Source organism: Prosthecochloris sp. (assembly GCA_015482705.2).
Lineage (GTDB): Bacteria > Bacteroidota > Chlorobiia > Chlorobiales > Chlorobiaceae > Prosthecochloris.
Map to the genome: position 1 here is coordinate 31854 of JADMLA020000041.1, position 22085 is coordinate 53938.

Sequence of the window (22085 nt, forward strand, 5' to 3'; positions counted from 1 at the left end):
AGTTTCTTAAGCTCAGGCGGCATTGATGAAAAGCTGGCGAATAGGTGATAAATTCTTATGTTTAGCGGAGGAATTGTCCCCGTTGCGTCTCATATTTTTTTACCGGCTTTTTGAACATAAAAACCAATCGTTATCATGCCATTAATCACCAATGTAATCGCCCGGCAGATTCTTGACTCTCGCGGAAACCCAACCGTCGAGGTCGATGTCCTGACTGAAACTTCCTATGGCCGAGCGGCTGTGCCAAGTGGAGCATCGACAGGTATTCATGAGGCAGTTGAATTACGTGATGGGGATACGGATATTTACCTGGGAAAAAGTGTGATGAAGGCGGTGGACAATGTCAATACGGTTATCAATGATCGTTTGAGGGGTATGCATGTTACCGAGCAGACTGAAATAGACAATACTCTGATAGACCTTGACGGAAAATCGAACAAATCCAATCTTGGAGCCAATGCCATTCTTGGTGTCTCTCTTGCATGTGCCAAGGCTGCTGCTGAATATTCAGGACTGGCTCTTTTCCGGTACATTGGGGGTACTCTCGCCAATACGCTGCCTGTTCCGATGATGAATGTGCTGAACGGTGGTGCTCATGCTGACAATACGGTTGATTTTCAGGAGTTCATGATCATGCCCATCGGTTTTACGGCTTATTCTGATGCACTGCGTTGCGGGGCGGAGATTTTCCATGCTCTCAAGGCTCTGCTCAAAAGCAAGGGGCTCAGTACGGCTGTTGGTGACGAAGGTGGTTTTGCGCCTAACCTCGGTTCAAACGAAGATGCGATAGAAGTCGTTATCGAAGCTATTGGAAAAGCAGGTTATAAGGTCGGTTCACCTACAAATGCCGGGGGCTTGGGTGATGCTCAGGTGATGATAGCTCTCGATCCGGCGAGTTCCGAGTTTTATGATGCCGATCGCAAGAAATACGTTTTCAAGAAATCGTCCGGTAAGGAGCTTGAATCAGGGGAAATGGCTGAATATTGGGAGAAATGGTGCGGAGACTATCCCATCATCTCCATAGAAGACGGGATGGCTGAGGATGACTGGGATGGCTGGAAAGTTCTCACCGAAAAGATTGGGGATCGTGTTCAGCTTGTCGGAGACGACCTTTTCGTCACCAACACCAGCAGGCTCTCTGACGGCATCGGCAGGCAGGTTGGCAACTCTATTCTTATCAAGGTCAACCAAATTGGCACCCTCACAGAGACACTGCAGGCTATAGATCTAGCGAAGCGTAACGGTTATACCTCGGTGATCAGCCACAGAAGCGGAGAGACCGAAGATACGACGATAGCGCAGATTGCGGTCGCAACCAACGCCGGTCAGATTAAAACAGGTAGCTTATCCCGCTCTGACCGCATGGCAAAATACAACGAGTTACTGAGGATCGAGGAAGAGCTGGGCGCCGAGGCATACTATCCAGGTGCGAAAGCATTCAGGGTATAGATGTTCTGATGTTGCCGGGTAACGGTAAACCTTCAAAAGTCAAAGCAGTGCCGGCTTTTGGTCAGAGAGGGCTTCGAGCATCGGGGTCGTTGTCGGGTCTTGGGATCGAAATGGGGTTACATTGATTATGATTTCGATGCCGATTTCGATAACGGCCCCGAACCCATCGAGGGAGGGAATGCTGCCGGTGGAAAAGTCAAAAACGAACGGATGTGCGGTTGAAACAGCTTTTATCTGACATATGGGCATATGTTCTGTCCCACCCGAGAAAAATATTTTTACTCGCTCTTGCAGGTGTACTGGTGTTATGGGTTGTTTTTGGAAATTACGGGGTGGTCGCGAGGTTTCGTATGGAGGCAGAGAATCGTATGCTCAGAGAGCTTCAGGAACAAGAGGAATTGAGAATCATTGAAAACACCCGGAAAATCCACAGTGCATACAATCCGGAGACGATAGAAAAGATAGCCAGGGAAAAGTATAATTTTTCAAAAGATGACGAGACTCTGTTTATTATCGAGGATGAAAAAAAATAAAACAGTGCACCGAAACAACCTGTTTGACAACGATATCTTCCCAATATCAAGCTAAAATAAATAATTAAGTAGTATGCGAAGTATGCAACATTTTCCGATAGCAGTGTACCATTACAGCCGGAGACTGACGCACGAAGTTGGTTTTGGCCCCCTATCTCTTGGAGGTTACCAACCCATACGAGTCGAGTCGATGACGACAACGCATACGATGGATACAACTGCATCTGTAGAGCAGTGCAGGCGGCTCTATGAGGCGGGTTGCGAGATTATCCGCCTGACGGTGCCGACAGAAAAAGACGCCAGTAACCTTGAGATCATTCGGGATCAACTTCGTCGAGACGGTATAACGACACCATTGGTGGCTGATATTCACTTTTCAAGGAAAGCTGCCCTGAAGGCGGTGGAGTTTGTCGAAAATGTTCGCATAAATCCGGGAAATTTCGCCAATACGAAGAAGTTTTCGAACGAGGAGTATTCGGATGAAGCTTTCAGGGCTGAATACGAAAATGTAAGGAACGAGTTTCTTCCTTTAATCGCAAAAGCGAAGGAGTTCGGGGTGTCGATGAGGATCGGAACCAATCATGGTTCGCTTTCAGACCGTATTGTCAGCCGTTATGGTAATACACCCGACGGGATGGTCGAGGCGGCACTTGAGTTCGCGAGGATCTGCGAGGATGAAGGGTATTATGATATTCTTTTCTCGATGAAGTCATCCAATGTTCGAGTGATGATACAGGCATACAGGTTGCTGGTGATGAAAGCGGATGCCGAGTTACGTCATGCCTATCCGTTACATCTTGGGGTTACCGAGGCTGGTGACGGTGATGAAGGGAGGGTTAAATCCGCAATGGGTATCGGAGCGCTTCTCGAGGAAGGGCTTGGTGATACCATACGGGTTTCGTTGACCGAAGATCCTGTCAACGAGGTGCCTGTAGGATTCGCATTGGTTAAAAAGTATAACGATTACCAGAAAGTTATGGGCGACAAGGGGCATATGCCTGTCAAGCAGCTTATCGAGTCTCAGGTTACGAAGCCGGTCTTCGATATGCCGCCCTTCGATCCTGTCGGTTATAGCAGACGAAAAACAACGGTAATCGAGACAGGGGCCGGCGGTATCGGAGGAGAGTACCTCCCGATGGTGGAAACCACCGCCACGCAGGTGCCTTCGAACCCGGACCTGCTGCTTGCGGAACTCAGGAGCAGGCTTGCCGTTGAGAGGCCGGATTCGGTTTTTCGCTCGGAGTTTGTGACTGTTCCGGTCTCATCGCTGGAGGATGCGGCGCGGCTCGATGCGGTACTCTGCAGACTTGGTGCATACCGGGAACGTGTCGGTGTTTCTTTGAAAGATATAGCACTTGCCCCGGTGTTTATGAGTATCGCCGCCAAGGTGCGCTTAGGAATTGTCGAGGGACAGATGATTGATAAGGATGTGCTCGATGGTCTCGATGACGGGAGTGCGGTACTGGAGTTTTGCTTCATACATGAAAACTCCTCGACCAGTGCTTCGGCTGATGTTCTCAAAAGAATTGCGTTGAGAGTCGATGCCATGGGATTACGACGCGTATTGTTTTCCATTGATTCTGCAGATGCTGTCTATGCGTATCGTTATCTTGTTCGGAGTTTCAGTCAGGCTGGGATCGATTATCCGCTGGCAGTTCGGTATAGCAAGGGGAAAAAAGATCGTCTCGAAGCACTTATTGATTCTGCGATTCAAATCGGAACTCTCTTTTGCGACGGTATAGGTGATATGCTTGCACTGGAGAGCGAACTTCCTGAAGATGAGGAGGTGAGGCTCGCTTTCAACATTCTGCAGGCGGCGAGAGTTCGGATGTCGAAAACGGAGTTTATCTCCTGTCCGGGATGTGGCAGAACCTATTTTGACCTCGAAAAAACAGCTGGCATTATCAAGACCAGAATGTCACATCTGAAAGGTTTGAAAATCGGCATCATGGGGTGTATCGTCAATGGTCCAGGTGAAATGGCAGATGCGGATTTCGGTTATGTAGGTTCGGGCAAGAACGGAGTCAGCTTGTATGTTGGCAAAGAATGTGTCACGTCGAACATTCCTGAAGAGGATGCCGTTGAAAAACTGGTTGAACTGATCAAATCGCATGGGCGATGGGTTGACCCTGTGGAATAGCTGAAAAAGAGTGTTTGCAAGTATTTGATAGAAACTGGAAATGGTAATCAGCACTAAAAGTGGTGTTGAAAAAGAGTGCCGATGCAGATGCTTCCTGAGGTATTGTGTGAAATCAGGAGTACACTGTGTACCTGGCAGTGTCGAGTGAAAAAACGGGTAACTATGTCTTATACGTTGATAACCGGCGCATCAACCGGAATTGGCCAGGAGTTTGTACGTGAGTTTGCGCGACGGAAGTGCGATATGGTTCTTGTTGCCCGCTCTGAGGAGCGGTTACAAAGGCTCAGTGCAGAGGTGAACCCTTCGGGTAATCTTGATATTCATGTGTGCGCTGAAGATTTGGGAGATCCGGATAGCCCCGGAAGAATTTATGACTATAGTGTTCAAAAAGGGCTTAAAATCGGGCTGATTGTCAACTGTGCGGGTTTCGGGTTCGCTGGCGACTATACGTCTATGCCTTTGGCGGATTTGCAGGAAATGGTACAGGTGAACGTAGCGGCAATGGCATTGCTTGTACGACTCTTCATGCCGGATATGATAGCGAAAAAGAAAGGAGGTATCATAAATGTGTCGTCGGTCAGTGGATTTCAGGGCGTTGCTTTTTTAGGGCTTTATTCGGCAACAAAATCATTTATCACAACACTGAGTGAATCGCTTCACGAAGAATTGAAAGACAAGGGGATAAAGGTTGTCGTCGTCTGCCCTGGATACATAGAGACTGGGTTTCATGCAAGGGCGCATCAATACCCCGAGCAGAGTATGCTGCCTGTTTCGGAACCTTCCGTGGTTGTCAAAGCATCGATCAAGGGACTTTATAAAAACAGGTTACATGTTTTTCCGACATTTCTTGACTTTTTGCTGGTTTTTCTTCAGCGTTTTCTGCCGAGAAGCACAGTATTGAAAACGGCATCATTTCTGGCACCTCTCAAGTTATAGAGATGGCTCACAGACTTTCAACAATGTTTTTTTGAAATCAGTCAGGTAAGAAAAGCGATTTTTTTTGGAATTTGATTTTATAGGATTATATTACCTGCCCTGTTTTTTTGAAGCTGTGCTGGTGTAGCTCAATTGGTAGAGCAGCTGATTTGTAATCAGCAGGTTGCGGGTTCGAGTCCCATCACCAGCTCGGAGTAAGACAGTAAAGCGGGTAGGTAGCGAAGCGGTCAAACGCAACAGACTGTAAATCTGTCGACATATGTCTTCGGAGGTTCGAATCCTTCCCTACCCACTGTGGTTTTCTGGTAGCCAGGCTGATGTAGCTCAGTCGGTAGAGCACTTCCTTGGTAAGGAAGAGGTCACCGGTTCAAGTCCGGTCATCAGCTCTCATACTCGTGTGGTTATACAGACGTCAGTAGCTTAATTGGTAGAGCAGCGGTCTCCAAAACCGCAGGTTGGGGGTTCGAGTCCCTCCTGACGTGCCGGTATAGGGGTAAAGCGCAAAAAAAGATATTCATATTGTGAAAGGCGGCATATGAAGAAATATCTCGATAAGGTGGTCCGGTACTACCATGATGTTGTCAATGAGATGAAGAAGGTTGCCTGGCCAAGTCCTGAGGATACCCGCGATTTGACTGTTGTAGTCTTGACCGTTTCCGGGTTGCTTGCTTTGTTTACGTTTGTGGTGGACTGGGTTATAAACTCGTTTATCGGAAAATTGTTGTAAGAAAAGAAAGGTTAAGGTAGGATGAGCGAAACGACAAAGGAAAAAGAGGCTCAGGGACTTCCGAAACCCCGCTGGTATGCTTTGAGGATCTATTCAGGCCATGAGCGAAAGGTAAAGGAAGGTATTGAGCTTGAAGTGGAGCGCCAAGCCTTGGGGGAGAAAATCCTGCAGGTTTATGTTCCTTATGAAAAGTTTGTCGAAGTCAAAAACGGCAAGAAGAGAAGCCTTACCAAAAATGCATTTCCGGGTTATGTTCTTATCGAAGCTGTGCTCGATAAGCAGACCAAGAATCTGATTATGGACATTCCTTCGGTTATGGGGTTTCTCGGCGTTAATGACATCCCGACACCCCTGAGGCCAGATGAGGTGGAAAAAATTCTCGAGCCCGGAGGTACTGTCGAGCAACGCTCTGTTGTCGAGGCTCCTTTCCGCCTTGGTGATTCCGTCAAGGTGATAGATGGTCCTTTCAGTTCGTTGATCGGGGTGGTTCATGAAGTGTGCACCGAGAGAATGAAAGTCAAGGTGATGATTAACTTTTTCGGGCGAAGCACTCCTACCGAGCTTGATTTTTCACAGGTTAAGTCAATTTCTCAATAACACAGCTTGAGTATTATTCAGCTGTTGAAACAGTGATTTTGTATGGCAAAGAAGGTAGTTGGGTTTATTAAGCTGCAGATTCCGGCAGGCGGTGCCAATCCTGCGCCACCCGTTGGACCGGCCCTCGGTCAGAAAGGCGTGAATATCATGGAGTTCTGCAAGCAATTCAATGCGAAAACCCAGTCGCAGGCAGGGACCATTATTCCGGTTGTGATTACGGTGTTTTCCGATAAATCGTTCACGTTTATCACCAAGACACCTCCAGCCGCTGTTTTGTTGCTTAAAGAGGCCAAACTGCAGAAAGGTTCAGGAGAGCCGAACAAGAACAAGGTCGGGAAGGTAACCGAAGAGCAGGTTCGTAAGATTGCCGAGCTGAAAATGCCCGATTTGAACGCTTTCAATGTCGAAGGTGCAATGCAGATGGTTCGCGGAACGGCAAGAAGTATGGGTATCGAAGTGGAAGGCTGATTTTTTCGGTGTTGATGAGTGATTGTGGGAGACCGTCAGGTCGTTTTTTTAACCACTTGCAAGAAAAATAACTATGGCAGGAAAAAAATATAAAAACGCTGCAGAAAAAGTCGCTGCACAGAGTGAGTACGATTTGCAGCAGGCAGTGGAGCTTCTCAAAGATATTAGTGGCGTCAAGTTCGATGCTTCGGTCGATGTCGCGATGAGGCTGGGGGTTGATCCGCGTCATGCGGACCAGGTTGTTCGTGGTACTGTCATGCTGCCTCACGGAACAGGGAAAACCGTATCGGTTCTCGTTATTTGCAACGAGGCTAAAGCTGCAGAGGCTCAGGAGGCCGGTGCCGATATGGTTGGTTTTGAGGACTATATCGAGAAAATCCAGAACGGTTGGACAGATGTCGATGTCATCATCGCAACTCCGGACGTTATGGGTAAGCTGGGCCGGGTTGGTAAAATTCTTGGTCCTCGCGGACTCATGCCGAACCCGAAATCAGGTACGGTTACGATGGATGTTGCGAAAGCGGTAAAAGAGGTTAAGGCTGGTAAAATCGAGTTTCGGGTCGACAAGGCCGGAAATGTTCATGCTCCAGTGGGTAAAATATCCTTTGGATCCGAACAGCTTGTCGATAACGCAGCCAGTTTTATCAAAGAGGTTATCAGATTGAAGCCTTCCGCTGCAAAAGGACAGTATGTAAGAAACATTTCCGTATCCAGCACGATGTCCCCTGGTGTCAGGGTGAAAAAAGACAAGTATGTCGCCTAACATAAACGGTTTATACGATGAAACGCGAGAAAAAAGAGCAGATTGTTAAAGAGGTTTCTGAAAAACTTCAGAAGGCACAGGGGATTTATCTGACCGAGTTTCAAGGGCTTGATGTCGCTACAATGGCCGAGTTGAGAAACCAGTTCCGTCAGGCGGGTGTCGAGTATACAGTGGTGAAAAATACACTGGTGAAGAAGGCTCTCGAAAGTGTCGAAGGCGGGGATCGCTTGGCCGATGGTCTGGTGAATACTACCGGTGTAGCTCTCGGGTATGACGATCCTGTCGTTCCGGCAAAAATCATAGAGAAGTTCGGTAAAGATAATGAGCAGTTGAAATTCAAGATGGCTGCCATCGACGGCTCCGTGTTCGAGGCGGATAAGTTGAAAGAGCTTTCCAAGATGCTCAGTAAAACCGAAAACATAGGCCGTATGGCTGGTCTGGTGAACAATGTCATCAGTTCCGTGCCTATGGTGGTGAACGCTGTGATGAGGGATCTTGTTTCCGTTATCGATCAGATAGCGAAACAAAAGCAGGATTCATGATTACGTCTATTACCTATTACGCACTCAAAAAGCATTGTATACAATAAATAAAAACAAGAGAGGAAGATAATGGCATCTATTGACACACTTGTAGAGGAAATTGGTAAGTTGTCGCTTACCGAAGCTTCCGAGCTGGTGAAAGCCCTGGAAGAGAAGTTCGGTGTGAGTGCTGCTCCGGCTGTTGTTGCCGGTGGTGTAGCGGCTGCTCCCGCAGGTGAAGCGGCAGCTCAGGAAGAAAAAACCGAGTTTGACGTCGAACTCAAGGCCATCGGTGGTAACAAAATCAACGTTATCAAAGTTGTCCGTTCCATTACCGGTCTGGGTCTCAAAGAGGCGAAAGAGATGGTTGACGGTGCACCGAAAGTCGTTAAAGAGGCTGTCAGTAAGGAAGAGGCCGAAAAAATCGCTAAAGAACTCAAGGACGCAGGCGCGGAAGTTGAGCTCAAGTGACATTTTTTCGGGCGTCGATTATGATCATAAGCTCCGTTTCAGCATGAGGCGGAGCTTTGCCTGTTTGTAAGAGTTTAGAGGTTTCGTTCCGCAAATACGGTGTTCAATACCAGTAATGCGTATCTGCTGTGAACGGCTGTTGTGTTTTGATTCAATGAAGAGAAAGAGAAGTACTTCCTGCAATCGATAAAAGTGAGGTGCAAGTGAAAGTGGCTGATAAAACACAGAAAGAGTGTATTGCCTTTTCAAAGATCCAGAGTATTGTCAATCCTCCTGATTTATTACAAGTTCAGTTAGATTCATTCAAGAGGTTTATTCAGGACAGCGTTCCCCTTGCCAAACGTAAAGATCAAGGTCTTGAAAAGGTTCTTCGCAGCGCTTTTCCGATCACGGATACCCGCGGCCTGTATTTACTTGAATATATATCATATACGTTTGACAAACCGAAATATACAGTAGAGGAGTGTATCGAGAGAGGGCTGACCTTTGATGTTTCGCTCAAGGTCAAGCTCAAGCTGTCGTATAAAGACGAGCCCGATGAGTCGGACTGGAAAGAGACCATCCAGCAGGAGGTGTATCTTGGTCGAATACCTTATATGACCGACCGAGGTACATTTATTGTCAACGGTGCGGAGCGTGTTGTCGTCGCCCAGCTGCACCGCTCTCCTGGTGTTGTGTTCAGCGAAGCTGTACATCCGAACGGCAAAAAGATGTACTCGGCCAAAATTGTGCCGACCAGAGGGTCGTGGATAGAGTTTCAGACCGATATCAATAATCAGATATACGTCTATATAGACCAGAAAAAGAATTTCCTGGTCAGTGCGTTGCTCAGGGCGATAGGATTTACGAAAGATGAGGATATCCTAAGCCTCTTCGATCTCGTCGAGGAGGTTCCGGTCAAGGCAAGCAAGAAGGATTATCTCATCGGTAAAAACCTTGCATCGGATATTATCGATATGCAGACCGGTGAAGTGGTCAGTGCCCGGACATCCATTACAGAAGATATTCTCGATCAGATCACTGCGGCGGGATACAAGACTGTCAGGATCATGAAAACCGGTGCCGGCGAAAAGGGACTGGATAAATCGGTAGTTACCAACACCATTCTCAACGACAGTTCTGCTACCGAGGAAGAAGCACTTGAAATTGTTTATGAAGAGCTGCGGGCAAACGAGGCTCCGGATATCGATGCAGCCAGGAGTTTTCTGGAAAGAACATTTTTCAATCAGAAAAAATATGATCTGGGAGATGTCGGGCGCTACAGGATCGATAAAAAGCTCGGCAGAGAGCATGATGCCTTTAAAGCATTCCTCGAGGGTGATCCCGAGCTGAAGGCTCTTTCGGATGGAATCTACGAAAAAATTCTCCAGACGATTCAATCATATTCGGACGAGCCGATAGGTGATGAGATCATGGTGTTGACACACTATGATATTATTGCCGTTATCAACTATCTGATCAAGCTTGTCAACGGGCAGGCCGAGGTTGACGACGTGGACCATCTTGCAAACAGAAGGGTTCGGACCGTTGGCGAGCAGCTTGCCGCTCAGTTTGTTGTCGGGCTTGCCAGAATGGGAAAAAACGTTCGTGAAAAACTCAACTCGAGGGACACCGACAAGATTGCACCGGCAGACCTTATCAATGCCCGTACGGTATCGAGCGTGGTTTCGAGCTTTTTTGCAACAAGCCAGCTTTCTCAGTTTATGGATCAGACAAATCCGCTGGCTGAGATGACCAACAAGCGAAGGGTGTCCGCTCTCGGTCCTGGAGGGCTTACAAGAGAGCGTGCAGGATTTGAGGTTCGTGACGTACATTACACGCACTATGGACGTCTCTGCCCGATCGAAACCCCTGAGGGTCCGAACATCGGTTTGATCTCTTCATTGTCGGTTTACGCCGAAATCAATGACAAAGGATTCATCCAGACACCTTACCGTGTTGTTGAGGATGGTGTCGTTACGGATGAGGTACTGATGCTTTCTGCCGAGGATGAAGAGAACAAGATTACCGTTCCGGTGAACGTTCCGCTGGATGAAAAAAGGAAAATAGATTCCGAAACCGTTCAGGCTAGGACAAAGGGTGACTATCCGGTTGTAACGGCCGAAGAGGTCGATTACATGGATGTCTCTCCAATTCAGATCGTCAGCGCGGCAGCGGCTCTTATACCGTTCCTCGAGCATGATGACGGTAACCGTGCTCTCATGGGAGCCAACATGCAGCGTCAGGCTGTTCCTCTACTCGTGGCAGATGCCCCTGTTGTTGGAACCGGCATGGAGGCAAAGGTTGCACGTGATTCCCGAGCCGTCGTTCTCGCCGAAGGGGCAGGTGTTGTCGAGTCGGTTACTTCCGAAAGTATCCGTATTCGCTACGAGATGGACAGCGATGATGAAAACAGAATGATCATGCTCGACCCTGATGAGGGAGTCAAAACCTATGAATTGATCAAATTCAAGCGGTCGAACCAGGACACCTGCATAACCCAGAAACCCGTTGTGAAGAATGGTCAGGTTGTCGAAAAAGGAGATGTGTTGGCCGATGGCCCTTCCACTGAAAACGGCGAACTGGCGTTGGGTAAGAACGTGCTTGTCGCGTTCATGCCATGGAGAGGTTATAATTTCGAGGATGCTATTGTTCTGAGTGAGCGGTTGGTCTATGATGATGTCTTTACTTCGATTCACATCCATGAGTTCGAGGCAAACGTTCGAGATACGAAGCGCGGTGAGGAACAGTTTACCCGCGACATTTACAATGTCAGCGAAGAAGCGCTGCGTAACCTCGATGAGAACGGTATCATTCGAATCGGTGCCGAGGTCAAGGAACGTGATATTCTTGTCGGAAAAATAACACCGAAAGGAGAAAGCGATCCGACGCCCGAGGAAAAACTTCTTCGTGCGATTTTTGGTGACAAGTCCAGCGATGTAAAGGATGCGTCGATGCATGTCCCGGCAGGGATGAAAGGCATCGTGATCAAAACAAAACTGTTCAGCCGTAAGAAAAAGGTCGGTCTGGATATCAGGGAACAGCAGGAAGTGATCGATGCCTTGTATGATCGTAAGGAGTCCGATCTTCGAAGTCGTTTCAAAAAATGGATGAAAGAGCTTTTCGAAGGGAAGAAAAGCACCGGGATATACAATCAAAAAGGTAAAGAGCTGATCGCGGCAGGGACAGTTCTCGATGAAGAATTGCTCGGTAAGTTTGCCGGTCTTGGTTTCCTGGAATCTCTGGATCTTTCGAAAGGTGTTGTAAAAGAGGAGAAAGCGAACGAAAGTCTACTCAGGTTGTGCAGGGAGTATCGCCTCATGCTCAAGGACCTTTCGGATGAACGAGAAAACGAAAAATACAAGCTCAATATCGGTGACGAGCTTCCTCCGGGTATCGAAGAGCTTGCCAAAGTGTACATCGCGCAGAAAAGAAAGATTCAGGTAGGCGATAAAATGGCAGGACGTCATGGTAACAAGGGTGTTGTCGGTAAAATATTACCGATCGAGGATATGCCGTTCATGGCTAATGGAACTCCGGTTGATATTGTGCTGAATCCTCTTGGCGTTCCCAGCCGTATGAATATCGGGCAGCTCTATGAAACATCGCTCGGATGGGCCGGAAAGCAGCTTGGTGTGCAGTTCAAAACCCCTATTTTCGATGGCGCGACCTACGAAGAGGTTGAGCAGCAGCTTGAAAGGGCAGGACTGCCAAAGCATGGTAAAGTCAGGTTGTACGATGGCAGGACAGGTGAGCCATTCGATGATGAAGTGACGGTTGGCTATATCTACATGCTGAAACTCAGTCACCTTGTCGATGACAAGATCCATGCTCGTTCCACTGGTCCATACTCGCTTATAACACAGCAGCCTCTTGGCGGTAAAGCCCAGTTTGGAGGACAGAGGTTCGGTGAGATGGAGGTCTGGGCGCTAGAAGCATATGGGGCGGCCAACATTCTCAGAGAGATGCTTACCGTTAAATCGGATGATGTTGTAGGACGAAATAAAACGTATGAATCGATTGTGAAGGGCCAGAACCTGCCCGATCCCGGAACACCGGAATCGTTCAATGTGCTGGTTCGGGAGTTACAGGGTCTTGGACTTGAAATACGTATTGACAACAAGGTGCCGTAGGGCAGGGATTGTTGTAACGTGGTACTTTCCGGGATTTCTAAACGGTTGTTTTAACAGGGACATTTACTATGATTTTTTCACAGGGAGCTTCACCGATAAAAGGTGATTTTTCAAAGATAAAATTCAGCATCGCATCTCCTGAAAGCATTCTCGCACATTCAAGAGGTGAGGTACTCAAACCCGAAACAATAAACTATCGCACGTTCAAGCCTGAAAGAGACGGACTGATGTGTGAGAAAATTTTCGGTCCGACAAAAGACTGGGAATGCTATTGCGGCAAGTATAAACGTGTCAGGTACAAAGGTATTATCTGTGACCGCTGCGGTGTGGAAGTAACCATGAAAAGCGTTCGGCGCGAACGCATGGGACACATCTCACTGGCGGTTCCAGTTGTGCACACATGGTTTTTCCGTTCTGTCCCCAGCAAGATAGGGGCATTGCTCGACCTTTCCACCAAGGAACTCGAGCGTATAATATACTATGAAGTTTATGTTGTTATCAACCCTGGGGAACCGGGAGAAAAGCAGGGGATCAAAAAGCTCGATCGTTTGACGGAGGAGCAGTATTTCCAGATTATAACCGAATACGAGGATAATCAGGATCTCGACGATAACGATCCGGCAAAGTTTGTTGCGAAGATGGGCGGTGAAGCGATTCACACGCTGCTCAAGGGGCTCGATCTGGATTCTCAGGCTGTCGAACTGCGAAAGATACTCCGTGAAAGTGGTTCGGAGCAGAAAAAAGCAGATGCGCTGAAACGTCTGAAAGTTGTCGAGGCTTTCCGGAAAAGTTACGAACCGGTAAAGAAGTCGAGGAAAAAGTCAACAGGGCTGTTTCCTGAAGACGAAGCACCGGAACCATATGTTTATGAGGGTAATAAACCCGAATACATGGTCATGGAGGTTATCCCGGTCATTCCTCCTGAACTTCGCCCTCTTGTTCCTCTCGAAGGTGGACGATTCGCCACTTCCGACCTGAATGATCTTTACCGCAGGGTCATCATTCGCAACAACCGCTTGAAGAAATTGATCGATATTCGCGCACCTGAAGTGATTCTGCGCAACGAAAAAAGAATGTTGCAGGAAGCGGTCGATGCGCTGTTTGATAATTCCCGCAAAGCAAATGCGGTTAAAACAGGTGAATCCAACAGACCGCTGAAATCCCTTTCCGATGCATTGAAAGGGAAACAAGGCCGTTTTCGTCAAAATCTGCTCGGTAAGCGTGTCGATTACTCCGGCAGGTCGGTTATCGTTGTCGGACCCGAGCTGAAATTACATGAATGCGGATTGCCGAAAAGTATGGCGATCGAACTGTTCCAGCCGTTTGTGATCAGGCGCCTTGTCGAGCGCGGTATTGCAAAGTCGGTAAAATCTGCCAAGAAGTTGATCGACAAAAAAGATCCGGTTGTATGGGATGTTCTGGAAAAAGTGATCGACGGCCGACCGGTGCTCCTTAACCGTGCACCGACGTTGCATCGCCTCGGCATCCAGGCTTTTCAGCCGGTCCTGATCGAGGGCAAGGCAATTCAGATTCATCCTTTGGTTTGTACTGCGTTCAATGCAGACTTCGATGGCGATCAGATGGCGGTACATGTTCCGCTGTCACAGGAAGCGCAACTCGAGGCTACTCTATTGATGCTTTCGTCGCATAACCTCATCCTGCCGCAGTCGGGTAAGCCCGTTACCGTTCCTTCACAGGATATGGTTCTCGGTATGTACTACCTGACGAAATCCAGGCTTGGAGAAAAAGGTCAGGGGCAGCTCTTTTATGGTACCGAGGAGGTCATGATTGCTTACAATGAGGAACGTATCGGTCTTCATGCACTTGTCTTTGTCAAATACAGCGGTAACATCGAACAGAAATTCGATCCTTTACGAATGCTCGATATCATTCCGGAAGAGAATGTCGAGCAGAAAGAGTGGCTGAAAAAGGAAATAGAAGAAAACAGAATCCTTGTGACGACCGTTGGCCGTGTGATCTTCAACCAAAACGTGCCGGAAAAAATCGGGTTCATCAACAAGGTTATCGATAAGAAAGGGGCGAAGGAGCTTATCTCCAAGCTTTCCGGAGAGGTAGGTAATGTTGCAGCGGCGGAGTTCCTCGATAACATCAAGGAGGTTGGCTTCCATTACGCCATGAAAGGCGGTCTTTCCATCGGGCTTGCCGATGCGATCATTCCCGAAGCCAAGATCCAGCATATTAAAAAAGCGACAAGGGAAAGTAACAAGATTGTCAGAGAGTACAACAGAGGGACGCTGACGGAAAACGAACGGTATAACCAGATCGTCGATGTTTGGCAGAAAGTGACGAACCTTGTTGCCGAGGAATCATATCAGAAGCTTCGCAAAGACCGCGCAGGTTTCAATCCGCTCTTCATGATGCTTGATTCCGGCGCTCGAGGTTCGAGAGAACAGGTCCGACAGCTTACCGGTATGAGAGGGCTTATTGCCCGTCCGCAGAAGTCCATGTCGGGACAGCCAGGCGAGATTATTGAAAATCCGATTATTTCAAACCTTAAAGAGGGGTTGACCGTTCTCGAGTATTTTGTTTCGACACACGGTGCCCGTAAAGGTTTGTCCGATACATCGCTTAAAACCGCTGATGCCGGTTACCTGACAAGGCGACTGCACGATGTTGCACAGGATGTCATCGTTACCGAAGAGGATTGCGGTACGACAAGGGGAATTCATGTAGAGCGTGGTATTGAAGAAGAGACGGGTGGCCAGATCAAATTCAGCGAAAAAATTCGGGGACGTGTCGCTTCCCGGGATATCATCGACGCGCTTGCCGATGAAATCGTTGTTCCGGCAGGGGGTATCATCACGGATGAGATTGCCGATGCCATTCAGAAAAATGTCGGTGTGATCGAGGCAGATATCCGGTCGGTGCTGACTTGTGAAGCCAAACAGGGAATATGCTCCAAATGTTACGGCACCAACCTTGCGGTACACAAGCTTGTCGAAATCGGTGAGGCTGTCGGTGTCATCGCCGCACAATCCATCGGTGAGCCGGGTACCCAGCTTACTCTTCGTACTTTCCATCAGGGCGGAACGGCACAGGGCGGTATCGCGGAAACCGAGACCAAGTCTTCCTGTGAGGGTCAGGTCGAGTTCGAGAGTATCAGAAGTGTCGAGCAGGAAACCATCAATGAGGACGGTGTGCCAGAAACCCAGGTTCTGGTAATCCAGAAAAATGGAAAAATCAACATTGTCGATCCTGATTCAGGAAAAATACTGAAACGTTATGAAGTGCCTCACGGTGCACATCTTGCATCACAAAACGGCGACCTTGTCAAAAAGGATGATGTCCTTTTCAGCAGTGAACCCAACAGTACACAAATTATCGCTGAAATCGAGGGACAGGTAAAATTCGCCGATATCGAAAAAGGCGTAACCTACAAGGAAGAGGTTGATCCTCAGACCGGTTACGTACAACATGTGATTATCAACTGGCGTACCAAGCTACGGGCTTCAGAAACAAGAGAGCCAAGGATTTTGCTCGTCAGCGAAACAGGAGAGATTCTCAAGACCTATCCTGTGCCAATCAAGTCGAACCTCTTTGTCGAGGATGGCAGAGTGGTTAAAGTTGGCGATGTCATGGCCAAAGTTCCGAGAAATCTTGACCGGGTCGGTGGTGATATTACCGCTGGTCTTCCGAAAGTCACCGAACTCTTCGAAGCTCGCATTCCATCGGATCCGGCTATTGTATCCGAGATTGACGGCTACGTCAGTTTCGGGCCGCAACGCAGAAGCAGTAAGGAGATCAAGGTTAAAAACGAGTTTGGAGAGGAAAAGAATTATTACGTACAGGTTGGTAAGCATGTTCTCGCCAACGAAGGGGACGAGGTCAATGCCGGAGAGCCTCTTACCGACGGTGCAGTATCTCCACAGGATATTCTGAGAATTCAGGGGCCGAATGCTGTGCAGCAATATTTGGTAAATGAAATTCAGAAGGTTTATCAGATCAACGCCGGTGTTGAAATCAATGACAAACATCTTGAAGTGATCGTTCGCCAGATGTTGCAGAAGGTGAGGGTTGAAGAGCCGGGAGATACCGAACTGTTGCCGGGTGATCTTATCGATAGAACAGTGTTCATCGAAGCCAACAGAGATGTTGCCGAAAAAGTACGGGTGACGGAAAGGGGAGATGCCCCACCGAGAATTCAGGGAGGTCATCTGTATAAAATGCGTGATATAACCAAGATTAACAGGGAGCTTCGTCGAAACAGCAAACAATTGATTGTCATCGAACCAGCACTGCAGGCGACATCTCATCCGGTTCTGCTCGGTATCACAAGTGCAGCCTTGCAGACTGAAAGCGTTATTTCCGCTGCTTCTTTCCAGGAAACCACGAAGGTTCTCACCGATGCAGCAGTAGCCGGTAAGATCGACAATCTGGCCGGGCTGAAGGAAAACGTCATTGTCGGTAAGCTCATTCCTGCCGGTACAGGGTTGAAAAAGTATCGTAAGCTGGACCTTGCGTTTCCGGAAAACGGAGAAGACATCACCGATGCTTTTGAGAACGATGATGTTGAACTGGAAGGACCGGTTATCGAAGAAGAGACTGAATAGTTCTATGCCACACAGTGTATGAGTAATAGAACGGAAAGTGCTCTGCTCTCCAAAATCTACAATAAAAGAGGCTGCCCTTTACAGGCAGCCTCTTTTATTGTTAGCTGGTACTATTCAGTCAGTAGTTCAGATACATGGACCGCGGGTACGACTATGAAACCGTAAACCCGGAGTTTTCGAGAAATCCGGTATCGAATTCACCGCTCTTGAATGCGCTGGTCGTGAGGAGTTGCTTATGGAATGGGATCGTTGTCTTGATACCGGTAACGATAAATTCATCGAGAGCACGCTGCATTCTATCAATGGCTTCTTCTCTCGTGTCTGCATGGACTATGAGCTTTGCTATCAGCGAATCATAGTGGGGAGGGACTTTGTAACTTGCGTAACCGTGGGTATCGACGCGTACGCCGTGGCCGCCAGGGGTATGGAATACCTTTAGTTCTCCCGGAGAAGGGCGAAAACCGTGTTTAGGATCTTCAGCGTTGATTCGACATTCAATGGAATGTCCTTTAGGAGTGTAGGAGCGGTTTTCGATGTTTTCACCTGAAGCGACGAGAATCTGCTGCCTTACCAGATCGACATCGTATCGCTCTTCCGTGACGGGATGCTCGACCTGAATGCGGGTATTCATTTCCATGAAGTAGAAATTCCGGTCACTGTCCAGAAGAAACTCGATGGTGCCGGCTCCCTCGTAGCTGATGGCAGCAGCGGCTGCCACGGCAGCGTTACCCATTTTTGTCCGAAGTTCGCTATCGACAACTGGAGAAGGTGTTTCTTCGATAAGTTTTTGATGGCGACGCTGTATCGTACAGTCACGTTCTCCAAGGTGTATGGTGTTACCGTGCTGATCAGCGAGAACCTGTATTTCGACGTGGCGGGGATTTTCAATGAACTTTTCGATGTAAACCCCGCTGTTTCCGAAAGCCTGTTGTGCTTCGTTCTGGGCTGTGGCAAGGGCATTCTCGAGCTGTGAAGTTTCATTCACGACTCTCATCCCTTTCCCGCCACCGCCGGCAGTTGGTTTGATGATAACAGGGTATCCGATTTTTTCTGCGATATCTACCGCTTCCTTGACGTTTGAAACCAACCCGTCGCTGCCCGGAACTACAGGTACACCGGCAGCAACGACCGTTTCTCTCGCCGTATTCTTGTCGCCCATTTTGCGGATCATTTCAGCGTGTGGGCCAATGAATTTGAAGCCGGAGGAGCAGCATACTTCAGCAAAGTCTGCATTTTCTGCCAGAAAACCGTAACCCGGATGTATCGCGTCGGCATTGGTGATTTCAGCTGCAGCTAAAATACGGGAGATATTCAAATAACTGTCTTTCCCGGGAGGGGGACCTATGCATACCGCTTCGTCTGCATATCTGACGTGTAGTGAATCCTTATCGGCTGTAGAGTATACGCCGACGGTGCTGATTCCCAATTCGCGGCAGGTTTGCATGACCCGTAACGCGATTTCTCCACGATTGGCAATAAGTATTTTTTTAAACAACGTTCTGTTTTGTTTGGACTTGATAATGATCGATTGCTCGGTTATTTTTTTGACAGTGACGTGTGACGGAAACCGCTGCCGGTAACCTTGTTGACTTTGTTATTCCCTCTTGCCACTCTATGAGTTTGAAAACAATGCGATTGATTTCCCGGTCAAGGTTTTTTCAAGGTTTGATGAGGAAAAGTACCTGGTCATATTCAACGGGCTGGCCATTGTCCACAAGGATTTCAACAATGGATCCTGCAAAATCAGACTCGATTTCGTTCATGAGTTTCATGGCCTCGATAATACAAAGTACCTGACCATTTTCAATACGGTCATTGACATTGACGAAAGCATCGGCTTCCGGAGATGGTGCTCTGTAGAAGGTTCCGACAATAGGTGAACGGATTTCTATCAAACCTTCGTTCATCGGTTTTGATGGCTCTGGCTCTTTTACCTGAGATTCTATGACAGGCTGGGGTTCGGAAACTGCCTGAGTGACAGCATGCGTCGAAACTAACTGGCTGTTGTTGGGAACAGGGTTCGCAGAAGATCTTTTAAGGGTGATTTTAAAATCACCTTCTTCGATAGTCGCTTCATCGAGATCCGAGTTATTGATCATATCGATAAGCTGCTGAATTTCTTTCAGGTTCATGATTTCATGCTTTAAGTTTGGTGCAGATCGTATAGGGGTGGGGTTATTTTTTTACCCTTTCCATGTATTCTCCGCTACGAGTATCGACACGGATAACGCTGCCGGTCTGGATGAACATGGGGACGTTGACTTCCGTTCCGGTTTCAAGAATCGCAGGCTTTGTTCCGCTCGTGGCCCGGTCATCTTTTGTCGCAGGACTTGTTTCGGTTATTTCGAGCTCGACAAATATAGGCAGTTCTGCTTCGATGATCGATCCATCATCCGCAAAGACGATATCGACAAGCATTCCTTCCTTGAGAAAGCTTGCCGGTGTACCGATAATTTCCTTCGCAATGTTGATCTGGTCGAAGGTTTCGGAATCCATCATCACAAAATCTTCTCCATCCCGATAGAGGTACTGGTACTGTTTCCGTTCAGTCTGAACGACATCGACTGATTCATTTGCGCTGAAACGGTATTCGACATTGCGTCCGGTATTGAGGTTTTTCATACCGGCTTGGTAAAATGCTCTCAGATTGCCGGGGGTCCGGTGTACCAGACTTTCTATACGATGCGGCTCACCCCGAAAACGGATGATCGAGCCTTTCGATACGTTACTGATTGATGTCATATGAAGCGAAAATAAACAAATGTTCTGTGCCTTATGGCTTGCTGTTCGGCGAAGAGTTTAATATAATACAGCGCAATGTGATTAACAATCTCCTAAGTTGAGCGTTTTTAATTGCCACAGTCGATATTCGAGCAATTGTTCATGGCAGGGAGCGGTGAAAATGGTGCTCCGATGCCGACGGAAAAACAGATTGCAAGTTTGTAACAGACTGGTTACATTAATTTTAATGCAGTTTACAGTTAATCTGGTGGTTATTGACTCCAACAACAAAAAAATTATCCTATGTCTAAAGCTGAGTTAGTTGAAAAGATCGCATCCCAGGCAGGGTTAACCAAAGCCGACGCGGAAAGGGCTGTGAACGCCTTTGTGAATGTTGTGACAGCTGGTCTTAAAGCAGGTGATGATATCACGCTTGTTGGTTTCGGGACTTTTTCCACAGGTGAAAGAGCCGAACGGCAGGGACGAAATCCTCAGACAGGCGAGACAATTACCATCGCAGCGAAAAAAGTTGTGAAATTCAAGCCTGGCAAGGCATTGAAAGAAGAGGTGGCCTGAGAGGTCCTTTTTTCTATGTATCCTTTCTTTTTTTCTGTTTCTTCAAGTCCATCCGGCGAGTGCTCGATGGGCTTTTTTTATAAAAAAGGCATCTGATTTTATGGCAACAAAAGTAGTTCTTGATTTTGAGAAGCCACTGTTCGAGCTCGAAGAGAAGCTTCACGAGATGCGGGTGTGTTTGAAAAAAAGTTCAGGTGAGCATAATCTTGTTGAGACGGAAGGGCTGAATCGTGAGATAGAGGTTCTTGAATCAAAAGTTGATGCCCTCAGGCTTTCGATCTACCAGAACCTTACAAGGTGGCAGAAGGTGCAGCTGGCGCGTCATCCGGAACGACCGTATACCCTGGATTATATCTACATGATGACGCAGGACTTTGTAGAACTCGCCGGTGACAGGCATTACCGTGATGACAAAGCGATTGTCGGGGGATTTGCCAGGATAGAGGAGGAGGAGTCAGGCTTCAATCAGACGGTTATGGTTATCGGGCACCAAAAGGGTCGTGATACAAAGTCGAATCTGTACAGGAATTTCGGCATGGCTCAGCCAGAGGGGTATCGCAAGGCTCTTAGGTTGATGAAGCTTGCCGAAAAGTTCGGTAAACCGGTCGTTACCCTGATCGATACTCCCGGGGCGTACCCTGGTATCGAAGCTGAAGAAATGGGGCAGGCGGAGGCGATTGCCCGCAATTTATTCGAGATGGCCGGACTGCGTGTCCCTATTATCTGTGTCATCATAGGGGAAGGGGCGAGCGGTGGCGCAATAGGTATTGGTGTTGGAGATCGTATACTGATGGCTGAAAATGCATGGTACTCGGTTATTTCTCCGGAAAGCTGTTCATCCATTCTATGGAGAAGCTGGAAGTTCAAGGAACAGGCGGCAGAAGCACTGAAACTGACTGCTGAAGATCTTCTCGAACAAAAGATTATTGATAGAATCATACCCGAGCCGCTTGGTGGAGCGCACCATAATCCGGAAAAAATGGCGGAAACAGTCAAGTCGGTGCTTATTGATGAGTTACGACTTCTACAAGGAAGAACACCTGAAGAGCTCGTTGATGAAAGAATCGATAAGTTTGCAGGGATGGGGGTATGGAATAAGGATGGACAGGTGTAAGTCAAAGGTCGAAAGGTAAAAATCAAAAGGAAAATTCGAAGAAAGGAAAGAGGCTTGTGGCATCCACGCCAGTGTGCCGAGGAATGTTTGTGGCAATCTTCAGCAGGCAATTAATAGAGTTCAACTAAGAAGAAAAGGTCGTCTCAGAAACAGAACCGAGGCAGCCTCTTGATTGTGTCAGTCAGCACCCAAATTCCCCAACGTCATACCAAACATGATGTGGTGCATTTACAAAGAAAAATAGAATTACTTTTGATTCCGGGGCAGGTTCAAGGATGAGAGAGGGAGAAGTCAAGCCCAAGGACGACAGGGGAAAAGATGCCAAATTGCCCCGTGAAAAGAGGCTTTGAAAACGAGTGACTGCTCAACATACAAGGTAGCTGTCT

General features: G+C 47.8%; 18 protein-coding genes and 4 tRNA genes. 19 read left to right on the forward strand and 3 right to left on the reverse strand.

Annotated elements, in window-relative coordinates; genetic code table 11:
- Window positions 1-135 precede the first annotated feature (135 nt).
- From eno to rpoC, 17 genes are all read left to right on the forward strand, one after another.
- Complete coding sequence (gene eno / locus QZ209_RS11655; protein WP_294348104.1) at window positions 136-1449, forward strand: phosphopyruvate hydratase; 1314 nt, start codon at window positions 136-138, stop codon at window positions 1447-1449.
- Between the two features lie 57 nt (window positions 1450-1506).
- Window positions 1507-1671, forward strand: a complete 165-nt coding sequence (locus QZ209_RS11660) for a hypothetical protein (protein ID WP_294348105.1) — start codon at window positions 1507-1509, stop codon at window positions 1669-1671.
- Window positions 1668-1982, forward strand: coding sequence for a septum formation initiator family protein (locus QZ209_RS11665; RefSeq protein ID WP_294348106.1), 315 nt, complete (start codon window positions 1668-1670; stop codon window positions 1980-1982). Before QZ209_RS11660 ends, QZ209_RS11665 begins: the two co-directional genes overlap by 4 nt.
- A gap of 82 nt (window positions 1983-2064) precedes the next feature.
- Window positions 2065-4122: a (E)-4-hydroxy-3-methylbut-2-enyl-diphosphate synthase gene (gene ispG / locus QZ209_RS11670; RefSeq protein WP_294348162.1), complete on the forward strand. Its 2058-nt coding sequence runs from the start codon at window positions 2065-2067 to the stop codon at window positions 4120-4122.
- A 162-nt stretch (window positions 4123-4284) separates the two neighbouring features.
- Window positions 4285-5058 (forward strand): SDR family oxidoreductase, encoded by a 774-nt coding sequence (locus tag QZ209_RS11675; RefSeq protein WP_294348107.1) that lies wholly within the window; start codon window positions 4285-4287, stop codon window positions 5056-5058.
- A gap of 117 nt (window positions 5059-5175) precedes the next feature.
- Window positions 5176-5248: transfer RNA gene (locus QZ209_RS11680), tRNA-Thr, on the forward strand.
- Window positions 5249-5267: 19 nt separating this feature from the next.
- Window positions 5268-5350 (forward strand) — tRNA-Tyr (locus QZ209_RS11685).
- Between the two features lie 21 nt (window positions 5351-5371).
- Window positions 5372-5444 (forward strand) — tRNA-Thr (locus QZ209_RS11690).
- A gap of 23 nt (window positions 5445-5467) precedes the next feature.
- A tRNA-Trp gene (locus tag QZ209_RS11695) sits at window positions 5468-5540 on the forward strand.
- 53 nt (window positions 5541-5593) lie between these two features.
- Window positions 5594-5785, forward strand: coding sequence for a preprotein translocase subunit SecE (secE, locus tag QZ209_RS11700; RefSeq protein ID WP_294348109.1), 192 nt, complete (start codon window positions 5594-5596; stop codon window positions 5783-5785).
- Window positions 5786-5806: 21 nt separating this feature from the next.
- Entirely contained in the window at window positions 5807-6382 is a 576-nt protein-coding gene (nusG, locus tag QZ209_RS11705) for a transcription termination/antitermination protein NusG (RefSeq protein ID WP_294348112.1), read from the forward strand.
- 42 nt (window positions 6383-6424) lie between these two features.
- A complete protein-coding gene (gene rplK / locus QZ209_RS11710; RefSeq protein WP_294348114.1) occupies window positions 6425-6850 on the forward strand; it encodes a 50S ribosomal protein L11 in 426 nt (141 codons plus the stop codon).
- Window positions 6851-6923: 73 nt separating this feature from the next.
- Entirely contained in the window at window positions 6924-7613 is a 690-nt protein-coding gene (gene rplA, locus QZ209_RS11715; RefSeq protein ID WP_294348117.1) for a 50S ribosomal protein L1, read from the forward strand.
- Window positions 7614-7630: 17 nt separating this feature from the next.
- On the forward strand, window positions 7631-8155 hold the full coding sequence (gene rplJ / locus QZ209_RS11720) for a 50S ribosomal protein L10 (RefSeq protein ID WP_294348119.1): 525 nt from the start codon (window positions 7631-7633) through the stop codon (window positions 8153-8155).
- Window positions 8156-8224: 69 nt separating this feature from the next.
- Window positions 8225-8605, forward strand: coding sequence for a 50S ribosomal protein L7/L12 (rplL, locus tag QZ209_RS11725; RefSeq protein ID WP_110022896.1), 381 nt, complete (start codon window positions 8225-8227; stop codon window positions 8603-8605).
- A gap of 203 nt (window positions 8606-8808) precedes the next feature.
- Window positions 8809-12717, forward strand: coding sequence for a DNA-directed RNA polymerase subunit beta (gene rpoB, locus QZ209_RS11730; protein ID WP_294348123.1), 3909 nt, complete (start codon window positions 8809-8811; stop codon window positions 12715-12717).
- 68 nt (window positions 12718-12785) lie between these two features.
- Window positions 12786-17288 carry a DNA-directed RNA polymerase subunit beta' gene (gene rpoC, locus QZ209_RS11735; protein WP_294348126.1) on the forward strand — a complete coding sequence of 1501 codons (4503 nt, stop codon included), beginning with the start codon at window positions 12786-12788 and terminating at the stop codon, window positions 17286-17288.
- Between the two features lie 151 nt (window positions 17289-17439).
- Here the strand turns inward: rpoC and accC are convergent, their stop codons facing one another.
- The 3 genes from accC to efp all read right to left on the reverse strand — a co-directional run bounded on the left by accC (window position 17440) and on the right by efp (window position 20030).
- A complete protein-coding gene (gene accC, locus QZ209_RS11740) occupies window positions 17440-18783 on the reverse strand; it encodes an acetyl-CoA carboxylase biotin carboxylase subunit (protein WP_294348127.1) in 1344 nt (447 codons plus the stop codon).
- 163 nt (window positions 18784-18946) lie between these two features.
- Window positions 18947-19420 (reverse strand): acetyl-CoA carboxylase biotin carboxyl carrier protein, encoded by a 474-nt coding sequence (gene accB / locus QZ209_RS11745; RefSeq protein WP_294348129.1) that lies wholly within the window; start codon window positions 19418-19420, stop codon window positions 18947-18949.
- Window positions 19421-19463: 43 nt separating this feature from the next.
- On the reverse strand, window positions 19464-20030 hold the full coding sequence (gene efp, locus QZ209_RS11750; protein ID WP_294348131.1) for an elongation factor P: 567 nt from the start codon (window positions 20028-20030) through the stop codon (window positions 19464-19466).
- Window positions 20031-20312: 282 nt separating this feature from the next.
- Between efp and QZ209_RS11755 the strand changes: the two genes are divergently transcribed.
- Both QZ209_RS11755 and QZ209_RS11760 read left to right on the forward strand, forming a co-directional pair.
- The gene (locus QZ209_RS11755; protein WP_110022890.1) at window positions 20313-20585 is read left to right on the forward strand and encodes an HU family DNA-binding protein; all 273 of its coding nucleotides are present in this window, start codon (window positions 20313-20315) and stop codon (window positions 20583-20585) included.
- A gap of 100 nt (window positions 20586-20685) precedes the next feature.
- Window positions 20686-21699, forward strand: a complete 1014-nt coding sequence (locus QZ209_RS11760) for an acetyl-CoA carboxylase carboxyltransferase subunit alpha (RefSeq protein WP_294348134.1) — start codon at window positions 20686-20688, stop codon at window positions 21697-21699.
- Window positions 21700-22085: the final 386 nt, after the last annotated feature.

What these genes read in the sequence shown, in the direction of transcription:
- eno (WP_294348104.1), top strand. Translation starts at nt 136, where the DNA reads ATGCCATTAATCACCAATGTAATCGCCCGGCAGATTCTTGACTCTCGC.
- ispG (WP_294348162.1), top strand. Translation starts at nt 2,065, where the DNA reads ATGCAACATTTTCCGATAGCAGTGTACCATTACAGCCGGAGACTGACG.
- QZ209_RS11675 (WP_294348107.1), top strand. Translation starts at nt 4,285, where the DNA reads ATGTCTTATACGTTGATAACCGGCGCATCAACCGGAATTGGCCAGGAG.
- secE (WP_294348109.1), top strand. Translation starts at nt 5,594, where the DNA reads ATGAAGAAATATCTCGATAAGGTGGTCCGGTACTACCATGATGTTGTC.
- nusG (WP_294348112.1), top strand. Translation starts at nt 5,807, where the DNA reads ATGAGCGAAACGACAAAGGAAAAAGAGGCTCAGGGACTTCCGAAACCC.
- rplK (WP_294348114.1), top strand. Translation starts at nt 6,425, where the DNA reads ATGGCAAAGAAGGTAGTTGGGTTTATTAAGCTGCAGATTCCGGCAGGC.
- rplA (WP_294348117.1), top strand. Translation starts at nt 6,924, where the DNA reads ATGGCAGGAAAAAAATATAAAAACGCTGCAGAAAAAGTCGCTGCACAG.
- rplJ (WP_294348119.1), top strand. Translation starts at nt 7,631, where the DNA reads ATGAAACGCGAGAAAAAAGAGCAGATTGTTAAAGAGGTTTCTGAAAAA.
- rplL (WP_110022896.1), top strand. Translation starts at nt 8,225, where the DNA reads ATGGCATCTATTGACACACTTGTAGAGGAAATTGGTAAGTTGTCGCTT.
- rpoC (WP_294348126.1), top strand. Translation starts at nt 12,786, where the DNA reads ATGATTTTTTCACAGGGAGCTTCACCGATAAAAGGTGATTTTTCAAAG.
- accB (WP_294348129.1), bottom strand. Translation starts at nt 19,420, where the DNA reads ATGAACCTGAAAGAAATTCAGCAGCTTATCGATATGATCAATAACTCG.
- efp (WP_294348131.1), bottom strand. Translation starts at nt 20,030, where the DNA reads ATGACATCAATCAGTAACGTATCGAAAGGCTCGATCATCCGTTTTCGG.
- QZ209_RS11755 (WP_110022890.1), top strand. Translation starts at nt 20,313, where the DNA reads ATGTCTAAAGCTGAGTTAGTTGAAAAGATCGCATCCCAGGCAGGGTTA.
- QZ209_RS11760 (WP_294348134.1), top strand. Translation starts at nt 20,686, where the DNA reads ATGGCAACAAAAGTAGTTCTTGATTTTGAGAAGCCACTGTTCGAGCTC.